Raw genomic sequence first — 26,277 nt, 5'->3', positions numbered from 1 at the left:
GCATGGAAGGAAAACCATGATGAGCACCAGTGATCTGCAGGACTATATAAAATTCCTCGAGCAGCAGGTGAATGACGAGGGCAAAACCATCGAACAGCTGAAGTTCTTTCAGAGCGCCCACGACAAGTTCAATATTTCAGATGCCAGCGCTTCCTCCGACATTGCCGACGATATTGCCAGGCGGGAAGAGTTCAAAACCCGCTATGAGGGCTATATCGCGGCCGCAAAGAAGAAACTCGGCCTCGATTTTTAGATCGAGGCTTTTCTGGTGTGGCGTTCGACGATTGTGCGCAGCGCCGCGAGAAACGCGTCGACCGAATCCGCACGGACATCCGGCTCCAGCGAAACACGGATCGCGCCAGGACCGTCCTCATGGCCCATGGCGGCCAGCACGTGGCTAGGACCGACCTTGCCCGACGAACAAGCCGATCCCGCAGAAAGCGCTATTCCGCCAAGATCGAAGGCGATCTGGACTGTCTCGGCCTTCTGACCGTCGAGCGAGAAGAATGTCGTATTCGGCAGACGGTTGACCGACTTGCCGTGAATGACGGCGCCCGGTGCAATATCTGCAATCCCCGCTTCCAGCCTGTCGCGCATATCGGAGGACCAGCCGCCTGCCTCGAGCCGCTTTTTTGCAACGGCGGCAGCCGCGCCAAAGCCTGCAATCAACGGCAAAGCCTCTGTGCCTGCACGGTGGCCCTTTTCCTGCCCGCCGCCACGCACCAGCGCGCGCGGCATCATAAGGTCGGAAATGGCGATCACTGCGCCGACGCCTTTCGGCCCGCCGATCTTGTGGGACGAAACGATGAGGTAATCGCCGCAATTGTCTGAAATATCGAGTGGAATGCGCCCCGCTGCCTGAACAGCATCCACGACATAGATGCCACCAGAGGCCTTCACGATGGCAGCAATTTCCGCCACGGGTTGAATGACGCCGGTTTCGTTATTCGCGGCCTGCACTGCGACCAGCGGCAAGCCTTTGCTCTTGTCATGGGCGGCAAGCGCTTCCGTCAAAACATCGAGCCGCAGAATGCCGTTCTCATCGACCGGCAACGTGGTGATGTTCTCCGCCGTAAACTGGCCGCCAGCGGTCATGCATGGGTGTTCGGTCGCACTGACATAGAGATGCGAAAGACGGACTGGCGAACGGCCCATCATGTAATTGGGCGTCAAAAGCGTCGATGCAGCCTCGGTGGCACCGGAGGTGAAGAAGACATGTTCGGGCTTGGCATTGACCAGCGATGCAACATTGCGGCGCGCCGCTTCAACCAGCGCACGCGCGGCGCGGCCCTCACGATGCACAGAGGACGGATTGCCCGTAACACCCAAAGCCTCGATAACCGCATCCCGCGCTTCATCGAGCAAAGGCGCACTGGCATTATAGTCCAGATACAGCCTCTTGCCGCTCACGTTCACCGTCCCTATCTCCTAAATAACGTCAAGAATGGGCTTCGAGCGCAATTTCCTTGAATTTTCAATCTGGAAAAGCCTATTAAGCCATTCTACGTGCTGAACTTCAGGTTCAGCCTGTCAAAATTTCAAATCGGTTCTAGAAGCGGCGTCCCCCAACGTCAAGTTCGCAGCTTCCGGTCCGGTCTTCCCGTTACAAGCGGAGTACACATGCCAGAAGTCATTTTTAACGGACCTGCCGGACGCCTCGAAGGCCGCTATCAGCCTTCCAAGGAAAAGAATGCGCCCATCGCGCTCATCCTGCACCCGCATCCGCAGTTCGGCGGCACGATGAACAACAAGATCGTCTACGATCTGTTCTACATGTTCCAGCAGCGCGGTTTTACGACACTGCGCTTCAACTTCCGCGGCATCGGTCGTAGCCAGGGTGAATTCGATCATGGCGCAGGCGAATTGTCTGATGCGGCGAGCGCGCTCGACTGGGTGCAGGCCCTGCATCCGGATTCCAAGAATTGCTGGGTTGCCGGTTATTCCTTCGGTTCCTGGATTGGTATGCAGCTTCTAATGCGCCGTCCGGAAATCGAAGGCTTCATCTCGGTCGCACCGCAGCCGAACACCTATGACTTCTCGTTCCTCGCGCCTTGCCCTTCGTCCGGTCTCATCATCCATGGTGATCAGGACAAGGTTGCACCGCCCAAGGACGTGCAGGCGCTGGTGGACAAGCTCAAGACCCAGAAGGGCATCACCATCACGCAGAACACGATTGAAGGCGCCAACCACTTCTTTGCGGGCCATGGCGACCAGCTAATCGAAGAATGCTCGGAATATCTCGACCGCCGCTTGATGGGTGAACTGGTCGAAGCGCGTCCAAAACGTCTGCGCTAGGCAAGCAAGTCGGTCGCAAACCAGATTGACCTGGTCTTATCCGGCGGATCGCTCCGCCGGATTTTTTATGCATAGTGTTTCTCGTCAGGTCGATTCGTTTCTCAGCAGGTGCGCCATGCCGGTCTATGCCCTTCTCGCCATTGCCATCTGCTCTGAAGTTATCGGCACATTGAGCTTGAAAGCCTCCGACGGCTTTACTCGACTTGGCCCATCTGTCGTGGTGATCATCGCCTATGGGCTTGCCTTTTATTTCCTGTCTCTGACATTGAAGACAATCCCCGTCGGCATTGCCTATGCCGTCTGGTCGGGGATTGGCGTCACGCTGGTCGCGCTGATCGGCTGGCTTGTATTCGGCCAAAAGCTCGACTTTGCCGCCGTGGCTGGCATGGGACTGATCATCGCCGGTGTAATCGTGCTCAATCTGTTTTCAGGCACCGCACAGCATTGAACAGTCGAAGCTGTTGACGAAACCTGCGCAAATTACGTGTTTCCCCAGTCCTTGGGGAGTTTCCTTGTTTTTGGCGGTTGATTGGTGCTAAAGGCCAACTTATCACTTTGTTGTAAGCAGCCGCTTACTCCAGTTTCAACTTCGCCTTATCAGTCAGGAAAAAGGAATGTCCGGTTTCAAATCCGATTTTCTTCGCACGCTTTCCGAGCGTGGCTTCATTCATCAAATCTCTGATGAAAGCGGCCTCGACGAATTGTTGGCCAAGGAAACCGTGACGGCTTATATCGGCTTCGACCCGACGGCACCAAGTCTGCACGCGGGCGGCCTTATCCAGATCATGATGCTGCATTGGTTCCAGCAGACCGGCCACAGGCCTGTAGCCCTGATGGGCGGCGGCACGGGCATGGTTGGCGATCCGTCCTTCAAGGACGAAGCACGCAAGCTGATGACCGAAGATACGATTGCCGAGAACATTGCCGGCATCAAGCGCGTCTTCGCGAACTACCTTACCTTCGGTGACGGCGCCACCGACGCGCTGATGGTCAACAATGCCGACTGGCTGCGCAACATCAATTACCTCGAATTCCTGCGCGACGTCGGCCGCCACTTCTCGGTCAACCGTATGCTGTCCTTCGATTCGGTGAAGACACGCCTCGACCGTGAGCAGTCGCTGTCCTTCCTCGAATTCAACTACATGATCCTGCAGGCTTACGACTTCGTGGAACTGAGCAAGCGCCACGACATCCGTCTGCAGATGGGTGGTTCCGACCAGTGGGGCAATATCATCAATGGTATCGACCTCGGCCATCGCATGGGAACGCCGCAGCTCTACGCCCTAACCTCCCCGCTGCTGACCACCGCTTCTGGCCAGAAGATGGGCAAGTCGCTGGGCGGCGCCATCTGGCTCAATGCGGACATGCTGAGCGCCTATGATTTCTGGCAATACTGGCGCAACACCGAAGATGCCGACGTGGAGCGCTTCCTGAAGCTCTACACGACGCTTCCGATGGATGAGATCGCCAAGCTGGCAGCACTCGAAGGTTCAGAGATCAACGAAGCGAAGAAGATCCTCGCGACTGAGATAACAGCGATACTGCATGGCCGCGACGCAGCCGAGGAATCCGCCGAAACTGCCCGCAAGACCTTTGAAGACGGCGAACTGTCCGAAAATCTTCCAACGGTCGGCGTCCACAAGGCTACGCTCAATAGCGGCATCGGCATTCTGGCGCTGATGGTTCTGGCAGAACTCTGCACAACCAATGGTGAAGCCCGGCGTCACGTTGAAGGTGGCGCTGTGCGCATCAATGACGAACCGGTCACCGATCCGCGCATGATGATCGATGCCGGTGCGTTGAACGAACAGGGCGTCATCAAGCTGTCGCTCGGCAAGAAGCGTCACGTGCTTATCCGCCCGGCTTGATCTAGCCAGTCGGTATGAACTGAAATGAAGAAAGCCGGGCTTAATGCCCGGCTTTTTATATGGGCGTAATTGATGAGGCTCGATCTAGAACTCGAAGATCGAGCGGAAGATGCCCGGCGCAATGATGGAGATCGGATTGACGATCACCTGCGGTTGCTTGGCGCTTCCCGAGAGCTTGTATGTGATGCCGATCAGGCCCCGGTCACGACCATTGCCCAGCAGCATGCCCACGATGGGCACTTCACCGAATAGGCGGTTGACGCCATAGGCTGGCATGAAGGTGCCTGTGATCGCCATATTGCCTTGCTTGTCGTAAAGCGTTCCCTGAAAGGTGGTCCCGACCGATGGGCCGCGTACCACACCCTTCGACAGATTGAGATAGCCATCGCCCTTCTCAATCAGCGAGAAGCCCCGCTCGATATCAACGCGCGACACATCGATATCACGCTTTACTGCCTGATTGAGGCTCGCACCGCCGGTTGCTGGCGGGCTCGAAACGAGCTTGGCCAGACGCGGCTCATTGATGATCGCGAAGTTACGAGCATCGATCTGCCCGCGCAACGGGCCGTCGCCCTGCGCTGCAAGACCGACCGTGATCTTGCCACCGCGCATCTTGTCGTAGAAGTCGAAGAAGCGCAGCACCGCGCCTGCGTCGTTGGACTGGAGCGAGATCGAACGGGCATCGCCCTGATCATTGTTGGTGGCGACGAATGACTGGCCGGATACGGTCTGGGCATTGACGGACACACCGGCAATGCGATTGCCGGAGCTCTCATAGGAAATGGCGACATTGCGCAAGGATTCGCCGTTAAAGCCGCTGACTTCATCAACCTGCGCGCTCACGACAACACGGGGGCCCTTGCTTTTGCCGCTGCTCCCTTTGCCGCCCAGATCCGACGCCTGCTTGATCAAGGCGCGCGCATCGAATTGCGATCCGCGCACAGTAACGCGGTAGCCATTGGCGCCCTTTGTGGCCTTGACGGACAGATCATCATTCCGGTTAAGACGCAATTCGCTGAAATCTGCTGACTGGAAGTCACCCTTGGCAATCGACAGATTGCCCTTCACCCCGAATGCATCACCATTAAAGACCAGATTGGTGATATCGATCTTGCTCTTGTCGTCCGGGCTCTGCGCGAAATCGAAGGTGGCCTTGGCGGGGACGCCAGCCCCCTTGCGCCATCCGAGCCACGACAGGTCCACCTGTGTCTTGCCAAGGTCGGCAGTGACGTGGCGTTTTCCGCCGTCCGCCATGCCTAGATCAACCGACATCGGCCCTGAAAAGACGGTGTTCAACCCCGGAAACACCGCATTGCGGGTTTTGTCGTCGATTTCCAGCCTGATCTTCTGATCCCGTTTGGCCGGGCCGGACAGATTAACCGGCTCGGTCATGGTCACCTTGCCGGGTACGCCGTCAAGTTTTGCATCGGCGGTGATAACGGCGGCTGTCTGGTCGACTTTGATCGTGCCCGTGGCATTGGTGACATTCGAGCCGCCCACCGGCTTTGCAATATCCAGATTAGTGAAGCCAATATCGGCATTCCATTTCAAGGTACCGGGCGGCGGGTCTTTCGACACGGCGAAGCTCACCTTAACCTGCGCCTTGACATCGCCTGAGACATCTTCCGGCAGGAACGGCACGTTTTTCAACACGTCGATCGGTTTTTTACCAGCTATCTCGGCAATGGCTGATGCATCGCCCGAAACGGTGATATCGAGATCGGAAATGACCGGGCGCTGCGGGCCCCACGGAATGATCAGTGTCCCGTTGGAAACATCCGCTCGTCTGTTGTCCGCTGTATAGACGACGCCTTTGGGGAGTTTGATCGTTGTATGCGCGCCACGAACCGTAATCACACCATCCGCTTCACGGACCGGCGGCAATTCACCAACAACGTCCAGACGCGTGTCGAATACTTTGAAATCGCCTTTGATTTCATCGCCTGTGAGCGGTGGCGGCAGACCCGGACCGTTGAAACGCCCGGCAGCGAGCGAAATGTCAATCTGGCTGTCCTTCAGCGTACCACCGTAGAGGTTCTTCAATACCCATTCGCGTGCACCATCGGCCACATCAATTGGCCAGAGATGCTTGGCATCGGCCGCTGGCATTGTCGGGATGCGCAGCATAAAAATCATTTCAGGCGAGCCCTTGCCGAACGCCATGCTGCCCTGCCCGTAAAGCTGACCCTTTTCGGTCTTCACATCGAGATTGGCAAACTGAACACGCAACTGGTCCGCCAGAAAACGACCGGATATGCGCGTCGCAAAGGACAGCGGCGGATCGGTCGATTCCGCTGGCATGCTGGTAGCAGAACTGGTCAGCACCTCGAAACGATAGGCTGGGCCGTCCTGATTACCCGCATCCTCCGGCTCCGGTCCGAACGCGCCATTGAACTGCGCCTGCAGACCGCCCAGTTGCAGTTGCGATCGCTTGATCTCGATCTTGCGACTGCCAACCTTATGTTCAAGGCTCAAGAGTGCGAGACCGCGAATATCGTCAACCCGCCCCATCTGCATGTCGATGCCATCAACGCCCAGATCAACGCCGAGACGCTCCGGCTGATCGGCTGTAGCCGCTGTGCCGGAAAGCGTGACTTTGGCCTGCCCGTCCAGCTCAAAATGGGCCGGATTGATCCGGTTATTCGCCATGACAGGCGTTACTTCAGGCGGCGAGCCCAGTTTCACCGGAATATCGTTGATATTGAGCGTGAAGCCTTGAAGGCTGTTATCCGCCACATTGCGATCAATCTTGCCGTCGATCGCTATCCTCTCGCCCTGCCAGGTCAGGTCGCCCTTGATGGCGATCTTTCCCTGATCTTCGACCAGTCGCGCGCTTTGAATATCGATAGACTGTTGCGCATCGCCCGCCTTAAAGCGGATCGTGCTGTTGAAAATGCCGATGGCGCGCGTGTCCTGCTGGTGCAAAAGCTCCACACTCCTGCGCATGGCCGCAAAAATCTGTTCGGACACCGCGTCGAAATCGACGATGCCGCGCTCATCATAAGGCAGGGATTTCCAGAAACCGTCGCCCTTCGCCTCCGGCATATCAAAGGTCACACCCTCGACTTCAAGCTGCGCCACGCGAACCGAGCCAGTCAGCAGCGGCAGAGGCGACAGCCCAAGGCGCACAGATCGAATGCCTTTTATTTCAACGCCTTGCCTGGGGTCAGTCACGGAAACGTCGCGCGCTTCCATGGCAACATGGCTGTCCTGATCAAGCGATAGTGCGGCGCTGCCAATCGATGCTGTAGCGCCATCGCCCAGAACGCCGATCAGGGCTTTCTGCGCCTCATTGCGCAAAAGCTCACTATCCACGCCGCCGCGAAGAACGAGAAAACCAGCACCGCCGATGAGAACAAGCAGAATGCAGATCGAAACGAAAGCATGGGAACAACGCGAAATAAAAGACCGCCGCGGACGCAACGGGCTGTCTGCGAGACCATCCGTGCCGTCAGCGGCCAGACGCTCGATTCTGTCCATTTCCCGCTTGCTGAAGCGGATTCGTTTCGGTTTCTCTGTCAATAACCCAGCCAGATATCAAGTGCTGCAATCGACGATTGTTTCATAAAGTGAATCATGAAACAATCGTATGGAATTGATTTTACTCACCCTTTCCATCTGATGCGGTGCTTGCGGTTCAAGCTTGCGTCCATTCTCCGACATTTTGCCAATCTGCAAAACGATGCGGTTTCCATGGTTGCACAAGCGTCACTCGAATGCGATAGCTCGGACTGTAACAGGTGATTTCCATGCTAATCCATAAAAGAAAGGCACAGATATGGCTCATCCCCAAGTTGGCGAAACGGCACCGGATTTCAGCTTGCCGTCAGATGGACTTTCGGGCGGCGACCAACTCACCCTGTCATCGCTGAAAGGCAAGCCTGTTGTCCTCTATTTCTACCCCAAGGATGACACGTCCGGCTGCACCAAGGAAGCGATTGCCTTTTCGCAATTGAAGCCTGAATTCGATAAAATCGGTGCGCGGGTAATCGGCCTGTCGCCTGACAGCGCCGCGAAACATGCCAAGTTTCGCAAAAAGCATGAGCTGACCGTCGATCTCGTTGCAGACGAAGAGCGTACCGCGCTTGAAGCCTACGGCGTATGGGTCGAGAAAAGCATGTATGGCCGCAAATATATGGGCGTCGAACGCACGACCTTTCTGATCGATGCTGCCGGTCGTATCGCGCGTGTCTGGAACAAGGTGAAAGTTGCCGGTCACGCTGAAGAGGTGCTCGAAGCGGCGCGTGCGCTTTAAAGCGGTTTCTGTTTCAGATGTGCGAGACAAAATCACCCGAACAAACACTGCGAGGCAATGCCATTCGTGCCATTGCCTCGGCGGATCTGAACGAAAAAGTACGCCTCACGCGCGAGACAGCTGCACGCTGGTTCGGGCGTACCCTTTCAGTGCGTAGCCCGCTTGACCCGCCCTTGCCGGATCGCCCGGGGCGACCAGCCAAGCCCAAACTTGTGCCGCCGCGTATGATGAAGAAGCGCTCGTTGCACTCAGAACACGGCCGTATCGCGCTCATGCACGCGCTCGCCCATATTGAGCTGAATGCTATTGATCTGGCGCTCGATATCGTGGCGCGCTTTGCGGCCAAACCCATTCCGCGCAGCTTTTTCGATGGCTGGATGAAGGTCGCCGATGACGAGGCTCGCCATTTCACCCTGTTGCGCAATCGCCTGAACGACCTTGGCGCGGATTATGGTGACATGCCCGCCCATGACGGGTTGTGGCAGTCGGCACACCAGACGCGTAACGATCTGGAGGCACGGCTTGCCGTGGTGCCGCTCATACTGGAAGCGCGCGGTCTCGATTTAACGCCTTCACTTCTGGAAAAGATGATCGAAACCGGCGACCACAAAACGGCAGCGATATTGGATGTCATCTACAATGATGAGAAGACCCATGTGGCTGTGGGAGCAAAATGGTTTCGCTTTTTCTGCGCTCGCAATCGCATCGACCCTGTCGCCCGCTTTCAGGAACTGGTGCGCACGAATTTCCGAGGCGATCTCAAGCCGCCATTCAACGATCTGGCGCGTGCCGAAGCCGGTCTGACGCCGTCCTTCTATCGCACTTTGTCTCCAGTTTCGATCTGAGGCCATTTCTGGCCCGCATGGCTGGCGCAAGCCACAAATGCAAAGCTTTGTTAACCCTAATAAGTTGTAATCAAACTTAGGGAATCGGTGCGTTTTCTGAAACGTTCCGCCAAACTTCTGCGGTCCTTACCTTCATTCACCAGCTGAATTCAGGTTCCGGACCGCGCTACTGAGGGGCATGCGGGTGCCATGACAAATAAGCGGGCGAAAACAACGGGAAAGACGGTCTTCGGCGAACGCAAGGAGCCGCCTGTCGTCATTATCGCTCGCGGCGAGAAAATCAGCCATTTTACCTTTCGCCCATGGATGGCCATCGCAGGCGGAGCGGCGTTTCTGGCGCTTTCGGCCGCCTATCTCGGTTCAACCGCCTATCTTGTGCTGCGCGACGATCTGATCAGTTCGGGCATTGCGCGGCAGGCTCGCAATCAGCAGCTTTATGAAGACCGCATTTCCTTGCTGCGCACGGAAGTCGACCGTATCACCAGCCGCCAGATGCTCGATCAGCAGGTCATGGAAAACAAGCTTGCCGAACTGATGCAGCGCCAACAGACACTGAGTGCGCGCGACGGCAAACTTGCGCCTTTGCTGGAACGAGCATCGAAGTTGCAGCCAATGCCGGATATGCCGACACAGGCCGCACCCTTCGTTGAAGAACACAGCCAGCTGATCCCGGATGAAGCGATTGGCGGACGGGATTTCCCCGGAATCGATCCGATCATCACCGGCCCTGTTCCCAAGAACGTAAAGCCGGAGCGTCGTGCAGATGCAGGACCGCTGGGCTTGCGTCTGGCAGGTGGCATGTCGGGTGAATCTACAATCGAAACTTCTGACAAGCTGCTCGCTACCATCAACCAGACCCTGCATCGCATCGAAAGCGAACAGAACGGCAAGGTGCGCAATCTGGCCGATGCAGCTTCTGAAAAAGCAGACTCTATCGTCGATACGTTGAATTCCGCCGGTCTGCGCATTGAAACGTCAGACAGCGCGCGTTCCGCTATGGGTGGTCCGCTGATCCCCATTTCAGCGCCGGGCACAGTCATCAATGATTTCGACATGCAGATCCGCAATCTCGACAGCGCGCTCGAGCGGCTCGACAGTGTTCGCAAACAGATCAGGGCGATGCCGCTGGCAAACCCTGCCCCCGGCATGCCGGTAACGAGCCTGTTCGGATATCGCAGCGATCCGTTTTTCGGAAGCGCAGCCTTTCATTCGGGCATCGATTTCCGTGCGGCCTACGGCCAAACGGTGAGAGCCACGGCGGCAGGAACGATCACGAAAGCCGGACGCTTCGGCGGCTATGGCAATATGGTCGAGATCGACCACGGCAATGGCTTTGCCACCCGCTTCGCGCATCTCTCACAGGTTCTGGTCCATGACGGCCAGAAAATTGCTCGTGGCGCGGTCGTCGGACAGGCGGGCAGCACCGGGCGCTCGACCGGCAGTCACCTTCATTATGAAGTGCGCGAAAATGGTCGCCCGGTAAACCCAGTCAATTTTCTCAAGGCTGGCAAACAGATAGAGCCGTTGCTGTAACTGCAGAAATAAAAACCCGGCGCTGAGGCCGGGTTTTTCATTATTCGCAGATTTGGAAGCGATATCAGTCGATATCGTCGATCATCTCGCCACCGCCCTGAATGCGATGGGCAAGTGCTGCTTCCATGAAAGGCGTAACCGCGCCGTCCAGTACTTCCTGCGGATTGGTGCTTTCCACGCCGGTGCGCAGATCTTTCACCAACTGGTATGGTTGCAGAACGTAAGAACGAATCTGGTGACCCCAGCCGATATCGGTCTTGGTGGCATTGGCTGCGTCGGTCGCTTCTTCGCGCTTCTTCAGCTCTTCCTCGTACAAACGCGCACGCAACATGGACCATGCTTTTTCACGGTTCTTGTGCTGCGAACGTTCCGCCTGACACTGCACCACAATACCGGTCGCGATATGCGTGATACGCACAGCGGAGTCGGTCGTGTTAACGTGCTGACCACCGGCACCTGATGCACGATAGGTATCGATGCGAACATCTGCTTCCGTCACCTGCACATCGATGTTGTCATCGATCACGGGGTAGACCCAGATGCTGGCGAAAGACGTGTGGCGGCGGGCGTTGGAGTCATAGGGCGAGATGCGGACCAGACGATGAACGCCTGATTCGGTTTTCATCATGCCGTATGAGTTGTGCCCCTTGACGAGAATGGTCGCGGACTTGATGCCCGCTTCATCGCCATCGTGCACTTCCATCACCTCGACCTTGCGGCCGTTGCGTTCCGCCCAGCGCGTATACATACGCAGCAGCATGGACGCCCAGTCCTGGCTTTCCGTACCGCCGGCGCCGGCATGCACTTCGACATAGGTGTCGTTCGCATCAGCTTCGCCCGACAGAAGCATGTCGATCTGGCGGCGATCGATCTCGACCTTGAGTTCGCGGATAGTCTTTTCCGCGTCTTCGATGATCGACTTGTCGCCTTCCTCTTCACCCATGGCGATGAGCTCGATGCTGTCGTTCAATGTCTGGGTAAGCTGATTGATGCCGTTAATGCTGTCTTCCAGCTGCTGGCGCTCACGCATCAGCTTCTGGGCTTCCTGGGCATCATTCCAAAGTGTGGGATCTTCGGCTCTCTGGTTGAGATAGCCGAGACGTTTTATCGCCTGATCCCAGTCAAAGATGCCTCCTCAGCAGGCTTATGGCCTGCTTGATTTCGTCAACCAGCGTCTCGATTTCCGCGCGCATGGGCAAATCGTTCCTTCAATAATTCGTATTTGAGTGGGAAACCAAGCCGAACACAAAGTCCGGCTTGTCATTTCCAGCATCGGACAGTCTGTCCAAGCGCCGCGGACCATAGTGACGACGCCCTGCCGTGTAAAGGGAAAAGCCCTTTATTCCAATCAGTAAAGTCCGCCGGAACCGGAGCTGATCGCGCGCGTCGCCTGCGGCGATTGCGGCGCGACAGGCGAGCCTTCGCGGAACGAATCCATACCGATAACCGAATAGCTGTCCGACGGACCGGTACCCGGCTTAAAGGCTTCCATGATGAGGTTCGGATCGCCTTCATTGGTGCGCATGCCGGTCTTACGGTTGATTGCAATCAGCGTCATGCCTTCCGGCACGCGGAAGTCCACCTTGGGCGTACCGACCAGTGCCTGTTCCATGAACGACTTGAAAACAGGGGCAGCAAGACCACCACCGGTGCCGCCGCGTCCGAGCGATGCCGGCGTGTCGTAACCCATGAAGACGCCAACCACGAGGTCAGGCGTAAAGCCGACAAACCATGCGTCCTTTTCGTCATTGGACGTACCGGTCTTGCCAGCCAGTGGACGGTCGAGGCTCTTCAAAATCTGTGCCGTACCGCGCTGAACAACACCTTCCATCATCGATGTGATCTGATAGGCGGTCATGGGATCCAGAACCTGGTCGCGATTGTCGATCAGGGTCGGTTCTTCCTGATTGGCCCAATCCTGCGCGTTGCAGCCTTCGCACTGGCGTCCATCGTGCTTGAACACGGTCTTGCCGTAGCGGTCCTGAATACGGTCGATCATCGACGGCGTGATGCTCTGGCCGCCATTGGCGATGACGGAATAGGCCGTCACCATGCGCAGCACCGTGGTTTCACCCGCACCGAGCGACATCGACAGAACCGGCAGCATCTTGTCGTAAACACCGAAACGTTCGGCATATTCGGCGACGAGCTTCATGCCCATGTCCTGCGCCAGGCGCACGGTCATGACGTTACGCGACTGCTCGATACCGTAGCGGAGCGTGGACGGACCGGCAAACTTGCCGGAATAGTTCTTCGGAGCCCATACACCGAGCGAACCACCCTGGTTCACTTCCAGCGGACCGTCGAGAACCACGGATGCCGGTGTGTAACCATTGTCGAGCGCTGCCGAATAGACGAACGGCTTGAACGACGAACCCGGCTGGCGATAGGCCTGCGTGGCACGGTTGAACTCGGACTCCGCATAAGAGAAGCCGCCGACCATCGACAGAACACGACCCGTATGCGGGTCCATCGCGACGAGTGCGCCTTCAAGCTTCGGCGGCTGCTGAAGCCTGAAGCCGTTGCCTTCCTTCGCGACATAAATGATGTCGCCGGTGTTGAGCACGCCTTCCGGCGACTTCGCACTGCTGCGCTTGCCGCCAATATTGGTGACGCGCATCGCCCACTTCATGTCGTCGGCCGAGATAAAGGCGCGCTTGCGTTCCTTGCTGCGCGATCCCGACGCTTCAATTTGCGGCTGAAGGCCGATATCGGCACCCGCAGCGGAAACATTGAGCACGATGGCAAGCTGCCATTCCGGAACGTCCGCATAGGACTGCATGTCGCCAAACGCCGTGCCCCAGTCATTGCCGAGTTCGACGTTTTTCAGCGGGCCGCGCCAGCCGCGCGCTTCATCATAGCGAAGCAGCGCCGATTGCAGCGACTTGCGCGCTTCAACCTGCAAAGTCGGGTTCAGCGTGGTGCGGACGGACAGGCCGCCTTCATAAAGGGCATCGACGCCGTATTTCTGGATGATCTGGCGACGCACTTCCTCGGTGAAATATTCCGAGGCAAAGACGTAATGCGTATCGCTACGCGAGGTGACGCCGAGCGGCTGCTTCTTGGCGTCTTCCGCTTCCGCCGTCGTGATGTAGCCGTTTTCGGCCATACGATCGATTACCCAGTTTCGGCGCTCCATAGCGCGAGCGGGCTGACGGAAGGGATGATAATTGTTCGGACCTTTCGGCAACGCGGCAAGATAAGCGCTCTCCGCGATGTTCAGCTCACCGACCGACTTGTCAAAATAGGTCAGAGCCGCGCTGGCGATACCGTAAGAGCCAAGGCCGAAGAAAATTTCGTTCAGGTAAAGCTCGAGAATGCGATCCTTGGAATAGGCCTGCTCGATGCGCATGGCCAGAATCGCTTCACGAATCTTGCGGTCATAGGTCTGGGTCGAAGACAGGAGGAAGTTCTTCGCCACCTGCTGCGTGATGGTCGATGCGCCCATCGGACGACGACCCGAGCCAATATTCTTGACGTTGGTCAGAACAGCGCGTGCCAGACCGCCGAAATCGAGACCGTGATGTTCGTAGAAGGTCTTGTCTTCAGCGGAGATAAACGCAGCCTTGACCCGGTTTGGCACAGCCTGGATTGGCAGATACATGCGGCGTTCACGCGCAAACTCGGCCATAAGGCTACCGTCTGATGCATGAACGCGGGTCATCACGGGGGGCTCGTACTTGGCGAGCACTTCATAATCGGGCAAATCTTTGGAAAGGTTTCCCACGTAAAGGGCAACGCCGCCTGCCACCAGAAGCATCAGCACCGTTCCGATTCCGAAGAAATATCCGATAAGCCTTACCATATTCGCAGAATCCTGCCGTCAGATTAGTCCCATGATAAGCGTCTAAGCGCCAACCGCCAACCCACGAGCCTCTCAAGGTCTCATGATATCAGGGCTTAGTGACCACCAAATGCGTCAAACGCAAGATCGTTTGTCGGTTTTAACAGAATTAACGCCTTTACGCTCGATCCCCGTACAAAAATACGACAAACTGTTGCACGCATGCATCGTTGTGCAGACCCACAACCTGCGATCAACCTTTTGTTACAACAGCTGGCCGCCGTAATGTTTCGAACGACTTAATTGCCAGCGCAAGCCGGTCAGCAAGTTTTTTACGCCATTCCGGGTTGCTTATCAGTTTTTCGTCTTCCGCATTGGACAGATAGCCAATCTCGATCAGCACTGACGGCACATCCGGCGCGCGCAGGACCTGAAACCCTGCGAAACGATGCGGATTGTTGATGAGATTCACCTGCCCCTGCAAGTGCGAGATCACCTTTTCCGCAAAGCTCAGCGAGAAAGTGTGTGTCTCGCGGCGCGTCAGGTCGAGCAGAATATCGGCAACTTCCGGCATTTCGTCGGGCGCAGCACCGCCAAGATTGTCAGATTTGTTTTCACGCTCTGCCATTGCACGCGCCACGGCATCAGACGCCTTGTCCGAAATCGTATAAACCGTCGCACCACGAATATCGTTCTGGTTGATCGTATCCGCATGGATCGAGATGAACAGATCAGCCTCATGCTGGCGCGCAATGCGAACGCGCTCGGAAAGACGAAGATAAGTATCGTCGTCACGTGTCATCAGGACCTGAACGCCCTTTTCCTGCGCCAGACGGTCACGCAACTCGACACCGAAGGCCAGCGTCAGGTCTTTTTCCTTGATGCCGCTCAGGCTCTCGGCTCCACTGTCGATGCCGCCATGACCCGGATCGATCATGACCGTGAAGGGACGAGCCTCGCTTTTGCCCGTGTCCGTGGCTGCGGCAGTTTTGCGCTCGGTAGAACTGGTGATTTCGGAATGCCCTTGCAGCTGCGCCGCGAATTCCCGGTCCGAGCTTGCAACAATATCCGCGACGAGACGATAACCGGACGCGCTTTCATTTTTCAGAACGCGCAGGTCTTCAACCTTGAACGGGCCGCGCAAAGTCAGAATGAGACGTGAACGCCCCTTCCCCGCAAGACCGTAGCGGACATGGGAAACAAGGCCTCTTGCTTCGACGCTCTTTTCATCAAAGCCAAAGCGAGTCTCGGGCAGCTCGATCACCAGACGATGCGGATTATCGAAGAGACGTGTCGTCAATGTCGGCTCGTGGTCGAACATCACGACGATGCGGGTGCGCAGATCGTCGCCAGCCATGCGGAACGTGAGAGCCGTCAGTGGCTTGTCGTTCTGCTCGGCAGCTAAAGCGGTGCCAATCTGAAAGAGACCAACAAAGAAAAAGACAGCGAGCGCGAGCCATTGCCGCACGCCGGAAGAGATTGTCGTTGCTTTTTCACCGTTTCGAAAATGCATTCGCCACACGATCGACTAAAATTGAATTGGTGACACCAAATAGCGATGCCAGCGCGTTCTATGTGCGCCTCAATGCGCGATTGTCCATCCGACCCGCTGCACGCAACTCTTCAAACTGTCGTACAGAACTACGGTTAACGAAGGATTTCCAGCCGTAATTGAGCCGCGAATATCACCTACACTCGGGTTACGACGAAATTGCGATGCGGATGTCAACTGATATTCGTACTTGTCATCATGCATCCGACGCCATAAAAGCTAATGCAGGTTACGGGTTAGCTGTCAGAATCGTTTGCCGGTTTTTAAATATGACCGGAGAGAGCGAGAACAGTGGTTTATACGCTCACAGTCCCGGTAGCCGGAACAGAATTCAGTGGAGATGTGGCTCCCCCGCCCTCCACTTTTGATTGGTCGATTGCGCATTGTTACGCGCTGTCGCCACCGCATCGAACTTAAAGCCGGGTCTGGCTTCAGGATAGAACGGTGCGTGGATTTGAGAATTTAAGGTGTCCTTGTGCGCCCAGATGGACGCACGGCACTTTAACGCTCGAGAAGAGCAACGAAATCGGCCCGGTCTCCGGGTCATATATTGAGGTCGTTTCGTTCGGAACAGCTATGGGTCTAGTAAGACTGACCATTGCAAGCCTGAAGACCGTGATCGCCATGAGGCCGTCGCGCGTAAAGGCAGCAGCTTATTTTCCGGCGAACCCAGAACCATCCGGCAGATGCAACACGGTTAGGTCGGCAGCCTTCAGGGCTTCGTCCGGCGCACGTGTATTGCGTCTTCGCGCCGGCAGGAAAGACAATAATGTCCAACAAAATGCTCATCGATGCCTCCCACCCGGAGGAAACCCGCGTCATCGTCACGCGTGGCAACAAGATTGAAGAATTCGACTTCGAGTCGGAACACAAGAAGCAGCTGAAAGGCAATATCTATCTCGCGCGGGTCACGCGCGTCGAACCTTCGCTTCAGGCTGCATTTGTGGAATATGGCGGCAACCGTCACGGTTTCCTCGCCTTTTCGGAAATCCATCCCGATTATTACCAGATTCCGGTCGCCGACCGTCTGGCTCTGCTTGAAGCGGAAGCCAAGGCGCAGCGCGCCGAAGACGACGATGAAGACGAGCCGCGCGCCAAGAGCGAACGGTCTGGCGAGCGCTCGGGTGAACGGTCGAACGACCGCTCGCGCCGTAATCGCCGCCGCGGCGGCCGCGACAACCAGAACAAGGCGCAGACCAGCACCTCCGATAACGGCCTGCCCGCAGCAGAGCCCGTCGGTCCTGGTTTCGCAAACTATGTACCGGGAACGCCTGCAAGCGCCCTGTCGCATAAGGGCGACGTGATTTCCGAAGCCATCGACAATGGCGATGAAGACGATATCGAGCATGAAGAAGACATGGTCGAATCGGTTGGTTCGGAAGATGCGCTGGAAGAACTGCCGACGCATACCCGCACCCATCGCCGTCAGTACAACATTCAGGAAGTGATCAAGCGCCGCCAGATTCTGCTGGTGCAGGTGGTCAAGGAAGAGCGCGGTAACAAGGGCGCAGCTCTCACCACCTATCTGTCGCTGGCCGGTCGTTATTCGGTTCTGATGCCGAACACTGCGCGTGGCGGCGGCATTTCCCGCAAGATCACCCAGCCGCAGGATCGCAAGCGCCTGAAGGAAATCGTCAAGGAACTCGAAGTGCCGCAAGGCATGGGCGTGATCCTGCGTACCGCTGGCGCCAATCGCACCAAGGCGGAAGTCAAGCGCGACTACGAATATCTGATGCGCCTTTGGGAAAATGTCCGCACGCTGACCTTGCAGTCGACAGCGCCTTCCCTCGTCTATGAAGAAGGCAGCCTGATCAAGCGCTCGATCCGCGACCTTTATAACAAGGACATCACGGAAATCCTCGTTTCCGGCGAGAATGGCTATCGCGAGGCCAAGGATTTCATGCGCATGCTCATGCCGAGCCATGCCAAGGTGGTCCAGCCATACCGCGAACAGGTGCCGATCTTCACGCGCAACGGCGTCGAAGCGCAGCTCGACCGCATGCTGCTACCGCAGGTCACGCTGAAATCGGGCGGTTATCTGATCATCAACCAGACCGAAGCGCTGGTTGCCATCGACGTCAACTCCGGCCGTTCGACGCGCGAGCATTCCATCGAAGACACCGCGCTTCAGACCAATCTGGAAGCCGCCGAGGAAGTCGCGCGCCAGCTGCGTCTGCGCGACCTTGCCGGTCTGATCGTCGTCGACTTCATCGACATGGAAGAAAAGCGCAACAATCGCGCTGTCGAAAAGAAGATGAAGGACTGCCTGAAGGACGACCGCGCTCGCATTCAGGTTGGCCGCATCTCGCATTTCGGCCTTCTTGAAATGTCGCGCCAGCGCATCCGTGCATCCGTGCTCGAAAGCACGATGCAGGTCTGCCAGCATTGCGGCGGCACCGGCCATGTCCGCTCAGATTCGTCGATGGCGCTGCATATCATTCGCGGCATTGAAGATTATCTGCTGCGCCATTCGGGCTTTGACATCAATGTTCGCACGCCAGCGGCTTCGGCCCTTTATGTGCTGAACCACAAGCGCCAGTTGCTGGCCGATCTCGAAGGCCGTTTCGGCGTTGCCATCAGCATCGATGCCGACGAAACCGTTGGTCACCAGCATTTCGCTATCGACAAGGGCGCGCCGTCCACCCGTCCGGTGACGCAGCCGCCTGTCCAGCCGATGGCCTATCTTGAAGACGACATCGAAGATCCTGAAATTCCGGTCGAGGAAGACGAGGAAGAAGAAGACGTCAAGGCCGAAGCACCGGCGCGTGAAGAGCGCAGCGAAGAAGGCGATCGTAAGCGTCGCCGTCGTCGTCGCCGTCGTGGGGGAAAAGATCGCGATGGCCGCGAACAGACCGCTCAGGACGATACAGCTTCTGACGATGCTGAAGACGATACAGATGAAGGCGACGAAGCTTCGGACGCCCGTTCGGATGCTGCATTGAGCGACGATGATCGCCGCAAGAAGCGTCGTCGTGGCCGTCGCGGCGGACGTAAGAACCGTCGTGAAGACGAAGTGCGCGGTCGCAAGGTTCCGGATCCGGAATTCGTCGGTTACACGCCGGTTCTACCGGTGAAGGTCGAGGCCGCGATTGAAGCTGCCACTGCCGAAGTCGTGGCTGCCAAGGCTGAAATCGTTGAGGTTGTGGAAGCTGTTGCCGTGGCATCGGAAGCTGCCGAAACCCCGGTTGAAGCAGGAAAGCCAGCGAAAACTGCCCGCAAGCCGCGCGCCCGTAAGTCTGCAAAGACTGAGGAAGCCGCAGAAGAAGTCGTTGCAGCAGAGGTTGAGGAAGCACCTGCCAAGCCAGCCCGCAAGACCACTCGGTCTCGTAAGAAGGCTGACGACACCGCGCCGGAAGCTGTAGAAACGCCGGAAGCAGTCGAAGCCGAGAAGCCGAAGCGCCGCACGCGTAAAGCAGCGGCCCAGCAGGTTGCCGAAGTCGAAGAAGCTTTGGCTGTCGAGGCGGAAGCCGAAGTGGCTGTCATCGAAGAACCGGCCAAGCAGACCGAGCCTGTCGTCACCTCGAGCGATACCGACGAGCAGAAGCCGAAGCGCGGAGGCTGGTGGCAGAAGAAGGGTTTCTTCTAAGCCCTGCTTGACATGAGAAATAAAAAACCGGCGGAAACGCCGGTTTTTTTGCATCTTTGGGTTCAGGCTGACTGTTGTGGCAGCCAGTCTTCCAGACGTCGCACAGCTTCCTGCATCTCTTCGACTTTTCCTGCATAGGAGAAACGCATGGTGCGGTGGCCATCCAGCGGGTCGAAATCTCGGCCCGGCGTTGCAGCAATATTGATCTCTGCAATCATTTTGCGGGCAAATTCCATGCTGTCATTGGTGAAGCGCGACACATCGCAATAGGCGTAAAACGCGCCATCCATCGGTGCCGCCAGTTTCAGACCCATACGCGGCAGACGCTCCAGCAGGATTGCGCGGTTCTGACGATAGCGGTCCTTGATGCGCTCCAACTCGGCTGTGGCGTGGAAAGCCTCGATGGCGGCACGCTGCGAGAGTTCGGGTGCGGAAATATAAAGGCTCTGGCTCAGCCGTTCGATGGCGCGCACATCGCCTTCCGGCAAGACCATCCAGCCGATGCGCCAGCCGGTCATGCAATAATATTTCGAAAACGAATTGATGATCGTTACATCATCAGCAATTTCGAGCGCCGTCACATCGTCAGTTTCATAGGAAAGCCGATGATAGATTTCGTCCGAAATCACGCGAATACCCAGTGAACGGGCTGTATCGATGATCGCCTTCAGTTCAGGCTTGGCAATCACTGCGCCGGTCGGATTGGCCGGACTTGCAAACAGCACACCCTTCAATGGCTTTTCGGAGTGGGCCGCGGCTAGTGCCTCGGCAGTCAGAGCCGCCGACGTGCCGTTGCCGGTCGGTATTTCTACCACTTCCAGTCCAAGCGCCGTCAGAATATTGCGATAGGCGGGATAGCCGGGACGCGTGATCGCCACGCGGTCGCCCGGATCGAAATACACCACGAAAGCCAGATTGAAGGCCGCCGAAGAACCAGTCGTCACCGCGATGCGATCCGCCGAAACGGAAACGCCGTAATGATCGGCGTAATGCGCAGCAATCGCTTCACGCAGTTCAATCAGCCCCAGAGCGTCGGTATAGCCGATGCGCCCGTCTTTCAACGCCTGCTCGGCTGCCTGCCGCACGATCTGCGGCGCCGGATCTGCAGGCTGGCCCACCGCCATGGAAATGATCGGATGACCTGCGGCGCGGCGGCGGTTTGCCTCGGCCAGAACATCCATGGCGTGGAATGGCTCAACCGCACTGCGACTAGAAAGACTGATCAACTTTACCTCCAGAACACTGCAAGCGCCCCGCCGGAGCGCTGCATGGACAGAACATATTATCACCGCCGTATAAACGCCGGATTGGTAAAGCAACAGCGCTTTTAGGAAATTGGGCGCAATGTCCCGGATGGATACCGACGACACGCGCTCGCTGGCGGTCTTTCGTGCTGTTTTGGGGTCGAAGAATTGATGGCAACAATATCGGAATTGACCAGATAGGAAAGTCAGCAGAGATTGCACGGCCAATATCCGGCTTTTTAAGATCATGCTGCCTTGTCCATATGCCGTTTAAAATGCAACCAGACGGTTATAAGGTCCTGAACCGAAACCCTTTTGCCGATACGATGAGCGAACCACTGCGAGATTCGCGGAAATTAAGAGGAGGACGACGAGCATTATGGCAGCATTGATCGCGCCGTTCCCGACCGGGACCTTATCCTTTGGAAGATTCGTTCGCCGTTCCGTGGCAGCGCTTTCGGCCCTTGCCGTGGCGGTCACGGGCGTTGTCCCTGCCTCCGCCCAGTCGCGCGGCGTACCGATCGTGCGCGACGCGGAAATCGAGGCGCTGGTTGCAGATTATGCCGCGCCGATCCTGAAGGCCGCCGGTCTTTCCAGCCGTGGCGTGCGCGTCATTCTCGTCAATTCGCAGAGCTTCAACGCCTTCGTCGATGGACGACGCATTTTCATCAATACCGGCGCGATCATGCAGGCCGATACGCCCAATGAAATCATTGGCGTGATTGCCCATGAGGCGGGCCATCTGGCGGGCGGGCATCAGGATCGCCTGCGTGAACAGTTGAGCCGGGCGCGGACCATGGCGGTGATTGGCATGTTACTCGGCGTGGGTGCAGGCGTTGCTGGTGCGGCAGCTGGCAGCGGCTCTGCAGCCGGCGCTGGCGGCGGCATTGCGCTCGGCAGCGCCGAAGCGGCAATGCGCACCCTGCTCAGCTATCAGCGCACCGAAGAAATGACCGCCGACCGCATGGCAGTGAATTATCTGAACGCAACCGGACAGTCGACCAAGGGCATGCTGGACACTTTCCAGCGCTTTGCTTCCGCACTTTCTCTATCGGGCACCCAGATCGATCAATATCGCATCAGCCATCCGCTTCCGCGCGAACGTATCGCCAATCTGGAAGAACTGGCCAGAAAGAGCCCTTACTTCAACAAGACGGATTCGCCCGCTCTGCAATTGCGGCATGACATGGCGCGCGCCAAGATCGCCGCTTATTCCGGTAATATGGGTGAGCTGCAACGCATGTTCCGGGGCAATCCGGGTGGCCTTGCCGCCCGTTATGGCAGCGCCATTACCACCTATCTGAACGGTGCCGCGCGCTCCGCCCAGCCCAAATTCGATGCGCTGATCAAGGAACAGCCGAAGAACCCTTACTTCTATGAAATGCGTGGTGAGGTTCTCATCAAGGCCAATGATGCCGCTGGAGCCGCCAAGGCCTTCCAGACCGCTGTATCGCTCGATCCGCGCAAGTCTCCGCTGCTGCGTATGAGCTATGGGCGTGCGCTCATGCTGACCGGCACAAAGGCAAACATGCCAACGGCAATCAAGGAGATCAAGGCGGGCATCGCTTCCGATCCCGAATTTCCCGGCGGCTATGGATATCTCGCCCAAGCCTATGGCCAGCAGGGCAGCATGGGTCTCGCAGACCTCGCGACCGCCGACATGAACTTCTATTCGGGCAAACTTCAGGATGCCCAAATATTCGCGATCCGCGCGCAAAAGCAGCTGAAATCCGGAACACCCGACTGGTTGCGTGCGCAGGACATTATCAATACGAAGAAAAGCAAATAACGCCATGTTTCGGTCTATATTGATCACGGCGTATTTTTAAACGGATTGGAATTTCACGATGAAGAATGCAGTTTCCATCACGCTGGCGAGCGGCGTTGTCGGTCTGGCAGCGCTGGCTCTCGGCTATGGGGCAGGTCTGTCGCGCCATCCGGCTGCACCAGTCGCAGCCGCAACAGCCGCAACAGCCGCAACGACGGCTGAAGCACCGCTTAACCAGCAGGCCATTGAAAATGTGGTGCGCAACTATCTTCTCCAGAATCCGGAACTGATGCTGGAAGTGCAGAGCGCGCTGGAAACCAAGCAGGCACATGAGGCGCAGGAACAGGTGAAGAAGGTTCTGACTGCCAATCAGAGCGCACTTTATAACGAACAGCATGACGCGGTTTTCGGCAATCCGAACGGCGATGTGACCGTTTACGAGTTCTTCGATTACAATTGCGGCTATTGCAAACGCGCGCTGCCCGACATGCAGGCCATTCTCAAAAACGATCCGAATGTTCGCTTCGTCATGAAGGAATTCCCGATCCTCGGTCCGGATTCGGTGAAGGCGCATATTGTTGCACAGGCCTTCAAAGCACTGATGCCGGAAAAATATGCTGAATATCACGGCATACTGCTGGGAGCGCAGGAGCGCGCCACCGAAGCATCGGCCATCGCAGATGCCGTTAAGCTTGGCGCTGACGAATCTGCATTGCGTGAAAAGATGAAGGACCCGGCGATCACCGGCGCTTTCCAGGACACCTATCAGCTGGCAACGCAGCTCAACATCACCGGCACCCCGTCCTATATCATCGGCAACGAGCTGGTGCCGGGCGCCATCGGCGCCGACGGCCTTATCGAGAGAATCGCTGCCGCACGCACTGCCGCCAAGATGTGAAAATGACACCCTGTACCCGATAGGCTTTCTTGGCGGAAGGCGTATCGGGCACAGACTTATCAAAAGCCGGTGATGATCCGCGCTTGAAGAAAAAATGCCGTAATGCCGGTGCATCTCGCAAAGAATAGCGGGAAAAACCGGTCAGGCAGAACATCTGCACTGAATTATAGGGTTTCGGCTTGCATCCAAGCTCTCTATATGGAAAGCGAAGTGTTACTAAATTTTCGTGGTAACACGATATCGGTTGCAAAGGATTTGGCGCGGACACAAATGACAAAGACGGTTTTTGTTCTAAACGGTCCCAATCTCAATCTTCTGGGAAAGCGTGAACCGGGAATTTATGGCGTTGCGACGCTCGCCGACATTGAAGCGGCTTGCAAGCGCGAGGCCGGTTCTCTCGATCTGGAAGTTGATTTCCGCCAGTCCAACTATGAAGGCGATCTGGTTACCTGGATTCAGGAAGCGGGCGAAAAAGATGCCTATGTCCTGATCAATCCGGCGGCCTACAGCCACACTTCAATTGCCATCCATGACGCGATCCGCTCTGCGAAAGTCACGGTTGTGGAAGTGCATCTTTCGAACATTCATACGCGTGAGGCTTTCCGGCATCACTCTTATGTATCCGCAGTCGCCAAAGGCGTCATTTGCGGCTTTGGCGCGGAAGGGTATCTGCTCGGCCTACGCGCGCTTGCGGCAATTGCCAAAGAACAAGAACACAACGGGCAAAGCGTAAAAGGGGCCTGATATGTCCAGCAAAAACACTGTCATCGACAAAGAAACCATCCGCGACCTGGCGGATATCCTCAACGATACCGACCTCACCGATATCGAAATCGAACATGGCGATCTGCGCATCCGCGTTTCGCGCAATGTAACGGTTCAGGCCGCAGCGACCGTTTATCCGGCCGCAGCACCGGTTGCCGTTGCAGCACCGGCCGCCGCTCCGACAGCAGCCGAGCCGACCAAGGCTGAACTGGCCAAGAACGCCGTTCTGTCGCCGATGGTTGGCACTGCCTATCTTGCTCCGGCACCGGGCGCACGTAACTTCATCGAAGTCGGCACGCAGGTGAAGGAAGGCCAGACCCTCCTCATCATCGAAGCCATGAAGACCATGAACCAGATCCCCGCCCCGCGCTCCGGTACGGTCAAGGCCATTCTGATCGAAGACGCCCAGCCGGTCGAATTCAACGAACCTCTCGTCGTGATCGAATAAGCGTCGTTCAACCCTTGTTTGACGCGTCTTCAATTCACGAAACGGGAACTGGCAGCAAGCGCATGTTTCAAAAGATCCTCATAGCCAATCGTGGCGAAATCGCTCTTCGCGTGCTCAGAGCCTGTAAGGAACTGGGCATCAAGACGGTCGCCGTTCACTCCACGGCAGATGCCGACGCGATGCATGTCCGTCTGGCAGATGAAAGTGTTTGTATCGGCCCACCGCCATCGCGCGACAGCTATCTGAACATTCATCAGATCGTTGCTGCCTGCGAGATCACCGGCGCCGACGCGATCCATCCGGGCTACGGCTTCCTGTCCGAGAACGCCAAGTTCGCGGAAATTCTCGAAGCACACAACATCACCTTCATCGGCCCCACCGCCTCGCATATCCGCATCATGGGCGACAAGATCGAAGCCAAGCGCACAGCCAAGCGCCTCGGTATTCCGGTCGTTCCCGGTTCGGACGGCGGCATCACCGACGATGTTGAAGCCGCTCGCGTAGCCAAGGAAATCGGTTTCCCGGTCATCATCAAGGCTTCGGCCGGTGGCGGCGGCCGCGGCATGAAAGTGGCGCGCACCGAGGACGATCTGTCGATTGCTCTCGCAACTGCACGTTCTGAAGCTGCTGCAGCGTTCGGTGACGATGCCGTTTACATCGAGAAGTATCTCGAAAAACCGCGTCACATCGAAGTTCAGGTCATGGGCGACGGTGCGGGCAACGCGATCCATCTGGGCGAACGCGACTGCTCCTTGCAGCGCCGTCACCAGAAGGTCTGGGAAGAAGCCAACTCCCCGGCTCTCAACTCGGAAGCGCGCGACAAGATCGGGATGATCTGCGCCAACGCCGTTGCCGAACTTGGCTATCGCGGTGCAGGCACGATCGAGTTCCTCTATGAAAACGGCGAGTTCTATTTCATCGAAATGAACACCCGTCTGCAGGTGGAACATCCGGTCACGGAAGCCATCACCGGCATCGATCTCGTGCATGAGCAGATTCGCGTTGCCGCGGGTCTCGGCCTTTCAGTGACGCAGAAGGACGTGCGTTTCTCTGGCCACGCCATTGAATGCCGCATCAATGCGGAGGACCCGCGTAACTTCACGCCATCGCCGGGTCTCATCACCCACTACCATACGCCTGGCGGCCTCGGCATCCGTGTGGATTCCGGCGTTTATTCCGGCTACCGCATTCCGCCTTATTACGACAGCCTCATCGGCAAGCTCATCGTGCACGGACGCAACCGCGTCGAATGCATGATGCGTCTGCGTCGTGCGCTGGACGAATTCGTGGTGGACGGCGTCAAGACGACCCTACCCCTGTTCCAGGAGCTGATCGGAAATCAGGACATCGCCAACGGTGCCTATGATATCCACTGGCTGGAAAAATATCTGGCCAGCCAGTCTGAGAGCGAAGGCGCTTAAATAAGTGACAGCAGG

The 26,277-nt window shown here is 57.1% G+C and carries 19 protein-coding genes and 1 pseudogene; 13 read left to right on the top strand and 7 right to left on the bottom strand.

Features of this window, described 5'->3' with window-relative positions; genetic code table 11:
- Positions 1–16 precede the first annotated feature (16 nt).
- Entirely contained in the window at positions 17–253 is a 237-nt protein-coding gene (locus FHW03_RS09305) for a hypothetical protein (protein ID WP_377514485.1), read from the top strand.
- On the opposite strand, the gene FHW03_RS09300 is transcribed toward FHW03_RS09305, so the two are convergent.
- The gene (locus FHW03_RS09300; protein WP_182520360.1) at positions 250–1,416 is read right to left on the bottom strand and encodes a cysteine desulfurase family protein; all 1,167 of its coding nucleotides are present in this window, start codon (positions 1,414–1,416) and stop codon (positions 250–252) included. The two genes, FHW03_RS09305 and FHW03_RS09300, sit on opposite strands and share 4 nt — an antisense overlap.
- Before the next feature lie 204 nt (positions 1,417–1,620).
- Here FHW03_RS09300 and FHW03_RS09295 point away from each other — a divergent pair, with 204 nt between their 5' ends.
- From FHW03_RS09295 to tyrS, 3 genes are all read left to right on the top strand, one after another.
- Positions 1,621–2,295 carry an alpha/beta hydrolase gene (locus tag FHW03_RS09295; RefSeq protein WP_078338528.1) on the top strand — a complete coding sequence of 225 codons (675 nt, stop codon included), beginning with the start codon at positions 1,621–1,623 and terminating at the stop codon, positions 2,293–2,295.
- Between the two features lie 115 nt (positions 2,296–2,410).
- On the top strand, positions 2,411–2,743 hold the full coding sequence (locus FHW03_RS09290) for a multidrug efflux SMR transporter (RefSeq protein ID WP_182520483.1): 333 nt from the start codon (positions 2,411–2,413) through the stop codon (positions 2,741–2,743).
- Positions 2,744–2,909: 166 nt separating this feature from the next.
- Positions 2,910–4,163, top strand: coding sequence for a tyrosine--tRNA ligase (gene tyrS, locus FHW03_RS09285; RefSeq protein ID WP_182520359.1), 1,254 nt, complete (start codon positions 2,910–2,912; stop codon positions 4,161–4,163).
- 84 nt (positions 4,164–4,247) lie between these two features.
- On the opposite strand, the gene FHW03_RS09280 is transcribed toward tyrS, so the two are convergent.
- On the bottom strand, positions 4,248–7,643 hold the full coding sequence (locus FHW03_RS09280) for a DUF3971 domain-containing protein (RefSeq protein WP_182520358.1): 3,396 nt from the start codon (positions 7,641–7,643) through the stop codon (positions 4,248–4,250).
- A 298-nt stretch (positions 7,644–7,941) separates the two neighbouring features.
- Here FHW03_RS09280 and FHW03_RS09275 point away from each other — a divergent pair, with 298 nt between their 5' ends.
- The 3 genes from FHW03_RS09275 to FHW03_RS09265 all read left to right on the top strand — a co-directional run bounded on the left by FHW03_RS09275 (position 7,942) and on the right by FHW03_RS09265 (position 10,796).
- Complete coding sequence (locus tag FHW03_RS09275; RefSeq protein ID WP_182520357.1) at positions 7,942–8,418, top strand: peroxiredoxin; 477 nt, start codon at positions 7,942–7,944, stop codon at positions 8,416–8,418.
- Positions 8,419–8,435: 17 nt separating this feature from the next.
- Positions 8,436–9,263 carry a ferritin-like domain-containing protein gene (locus FHW03_RS09270; protein ID WP_182520356.1) on the top strand — a complete coding sequence of 276 codons (828 nt, stop codon included), beginning with the start codon at positions 8,436–8,438 and terminating at the stop codon, positions 9,261–9,263.
- 189 nt (positions 9,264–9,452) lie between these two features.
- Positions 9,453–10,796: a M23 family metallopeptidase gene (locus FHW03_RS09265; protein ID WP_182520355.1), complete on the top strand. Its 1,344-nt coding sequence runs from the start codon at positions 9,453–9,455 to the stop codon at positions 10,794–10,796.
- Between the two features lie 64 nt (positions 10,797–10,860).
- Here the strand turns inward: FHW03_RS09265 and prfB are convergent.
- From prfB to FHW03_RS09245, 4 genes and pseudogenes are all read right to left on the bottom strand, one after another.
- Positions 10,861–11,989, bottom strand: a protein-coding gene (gene prfB, locus FHW03_RS09260) for a peptide chain release factor 2 (protein WP_182520354.1) whose coding sequence is annotated in 2 segments (ribosomal slippage) — positions 10,861–11,919 and positions 11,921–11,989 — 1,128 coding nt in all. Because the reading frame shifts where the segments join, the coding sequence is not laid out codon by codon here.
- 155 nt (positions 11,990–12,144) lie between these two features.
- Positions 12,145–14,601 carry a penicillin-binding protein 1A gene (locus FHW03_RS09255; protein ID WP_182520353.1) on the bottom strand — a complete coding sequence of 819 codons (2,457 nt, stop codon included), beginning with the start codon at positions 14,599–14,601 and terminating at the stop codon, positions 12,145–12,147.
- A 232-nt stretch (positions 14,602–14,833) separates the two neighbouring features.
- The gene (locus FHW03_RS09250; protein ID WP_182520352.1) at positions 14,834–16,093 is read right to left on the bottom strand and encodes an N-acetylmuramoyl-L-alanine amidase; all 1,260 of its coding nucleotides are present in this window, start codon (positions 16,091–16,093) and stop codon (positions 14,834–14,836) included.
- Positions 16,094–16,719: 626 nt separating this feature from the next.
- Positions 16,720–16,899: pseudogene (locus FHW03_RS09245) on the bottom strand (hypothetical protein); the annotation flags it as partial.
- Between the two features lie 2 nt (positions 16,900–16,901).
- Between FHW03_RS09245 and FHW03_RS09240 the strand changes: the two are divergent.
- On the top strand, positions 16,902–19,718 hold the full coding sequence (locus FHW03_RS09240) for a ribonuclease E/G (protein ID WP_182520351.1): 2,817 nt from the start codon (positions 16,902–16,904) through the stop codon (positions 19,716–19,718).
- 62 nt (positions 19,719–19,780) lie between these two features.
- On the opposite strand, the gene FHW03_RS09235 is transcribed toward FHW03_RS09240, so the two are convergent.
- The gene (locus tag FHW03_RS09235; RefSeq protein ID WP_182520350.1) at positions 19,781–20,944 is read right to left on the bottom strand and encodes an aminotransferase class I/II-fold pyridoxal phosphate-dependent enzyme; all 1,164 of its coding nucleotides are present in this window, start codon (positions 20,942–20,944) and stop codon (positions 19,781–19,783) included.
- Positions 20,945–21,341: 397 nt separating this feature from the next.
- Between FHW03_RS09235 and FHW03_RS09230 the strand changes: the two genes are divergently transcribed.
- The 5 genes from FHW03_RS09230 (at position 21,342) to accC (ending at position 26,262) form a co-directional block, all read left to right on the top strand.
- Entirely contained in the window at positions 21,342–22,751 is a 1,410-nt protein-coding gene (locus FHW03_RS09230) for a M48 family metalloprotease (protein WP_182520349.1), read from the top strand.
- Between the two features lie 58 nt (positions 22,752–22,809).
- Complete coding sequence (locus FHW03_RS09225; protein ID WP_182520348.1) at positions 22,810–23,628, top strand: DsbA family protein; 819 nt, start codon at positions 22,810–22,812, stop codon at positions 23,626–23,628.
- A gap of 270 nt (positions 23,629–23,898) precedes the next feature.
- Positions 23,899–24,372 (top strand): type II 3-dehydroquinate dehydratase, encoded by a 474-nt coding sequence (gene aroQ / locus FHW03_RS09220; RefSeq protein ID WP_138785006.1) that lies wholly within the window; start codon positions 23,899–23,901, stop codon positions 24,370–24,372.
- Position 24,373: 1 nt separating this feature from the next.
- On the top strand, positions 24,374–24,841 hold the full coding sequence (gene accB / locus FHW03_RS09215) for an acetyl-CoA carboxylase biotin carboxyl carrier protein (protein ID WP_182520347.1): 468 nt from the start codon (positions 24,374–24,376) through the stop codon (positions 24,839–24,841).
- 62 nt (positions 24,842–24,903) lie between these two features.
- The gene (gene accC / locus FHW03_RS09210) at positions 24,904–26,262 is read left to right on the top strand and encodes an acetyl-CoA carboxylase biotin carboxylase subunit (protein ID WP_182520346.1); all 1,359 of its coding nucleotides are present in this window, start codon (positions 24,904–24,906) and stop codon (positions 26,260–26,262) included.
- Positions 26,263–26,277: the final 15 nt, after the last annotated feature.

Source organism: Ochrobactrum sp. RH2CCR150, from assembly GCA_014138095.1.
Lineage (GTDB): Bacteria > Pseudomonadota > Alphaproteobacteria > Rhizobiales > Rhizobiaceae > Brucella > Brucella gambitense.
Note: the sequence above shows the minus strand (reverse complement) of the source record. Positions and strands in the feature narration are given on the sequence as shown.

Coding starts and splice junctions, on each gene's coding strand:
- FHW03_RS09305 (WP_377514485.1), top strand. CDS start 17: ATGATGAGCACCAGTGATCTGCAGGACTATATAAAATTCCTCGAGCAG.
- FHW03_RS09295 (WP_078338528.1), top strand. CDS start 1,621: ATGCCAGAAGTCATTTTTAACGGACCTGCCGGACGCCTCGAAGGCCGC.
- FHW03_RS09290 (WP_182520483.1), top strand. CDS start 2,411: ATGCCGGTCTATGCCCTTCTCGCCATTGCCATCTGCTCTGAAGTTATC.
- tyrS (WP_182520359.1), top strand. CDS start 2,910: ATGTCCGGTTTCAAATCCGATTTTCTTCGCACGCTTTCCGAGCGTGGC.
- FHW03_RS09280 (WP_182520358.1), bottom strand. CDS start 7,643: ATGGACAGAATCGAGCGTCTGGCCGCTGACGGCACGGATGGTCTCGCA.
- FHW03_RS09275 (WP_182520357.1), top strand. CDS start 7,942: ATGGCTCATCCCCAAGTTGGCGAAACGGCACCGGATTTCAGCTTGCCG.
- FHW03_RS09270 (WP_182520356.1), top strand. CDS start 8,436: ATGTGCGAGACAAAATCACCCGAACAAACACTGCGAGGCAATGCCATT.
- FHW03_RS09265 (WP_182520355.1), top strand. CDS start 9,453: ATGACAAATAAGCGGGCGAAAACAACGGGAAAGACGGTCTTCGGCGAA.
- FHW03_RS09255 (WP_182520353.1), bottom strand. CDS start 14,601: ATGGTAAGGCTTATCGGATATTTCTTCGGAATCGGAACGGTGCTGATG.
- FHW03_RS09250 (WP_182520352.1), bottom strand. CDS start 16,093: ATGCATTTTCGAAACGGTGAAAAAGCAACGACAATCTCTTCCGGCGTG.
- FHW03_RS09240 (WP_182520351.1), top strand. CDS start 16,902: ATGTCCAACAAAATGCTCATCGATGCCTCCCACCCGGAGGAAACCCGC.
- FHW03_RS09230 (WP_182520349.1), top strand. CDS start 21,342: ATGGCAGCATTGATCGCGCCGTTCCCGACCGGGACCTTATCCTTTGGA.
- FHW03_RS09225 (WP_182520348.1), top strand. CDS start 22,810: ATGAAGAATGCAGTTTCCATCACGCTGGCGAGCGGCGTTGTCGGTCTG.
- aroQ (WP_138785006.1), top strand. CDS start 23,899: ATGACAAAGACGGTTTTTGTTCTAAACGGTCCCAATCTCAATCTTCTG.
- accB (WP_182520347.1), top strand. CDS start 24,374: ATGTCCAGCAAAAACACTGTCATCGACAAAGAAACCATCCGCGACCTG.
- accC (WP_182520346.1), top strand. CDS start 24,904: ATGTTTCAAAAGATCCTCATAGCCAATCGTGGCGAAATCGCTCTTCGC.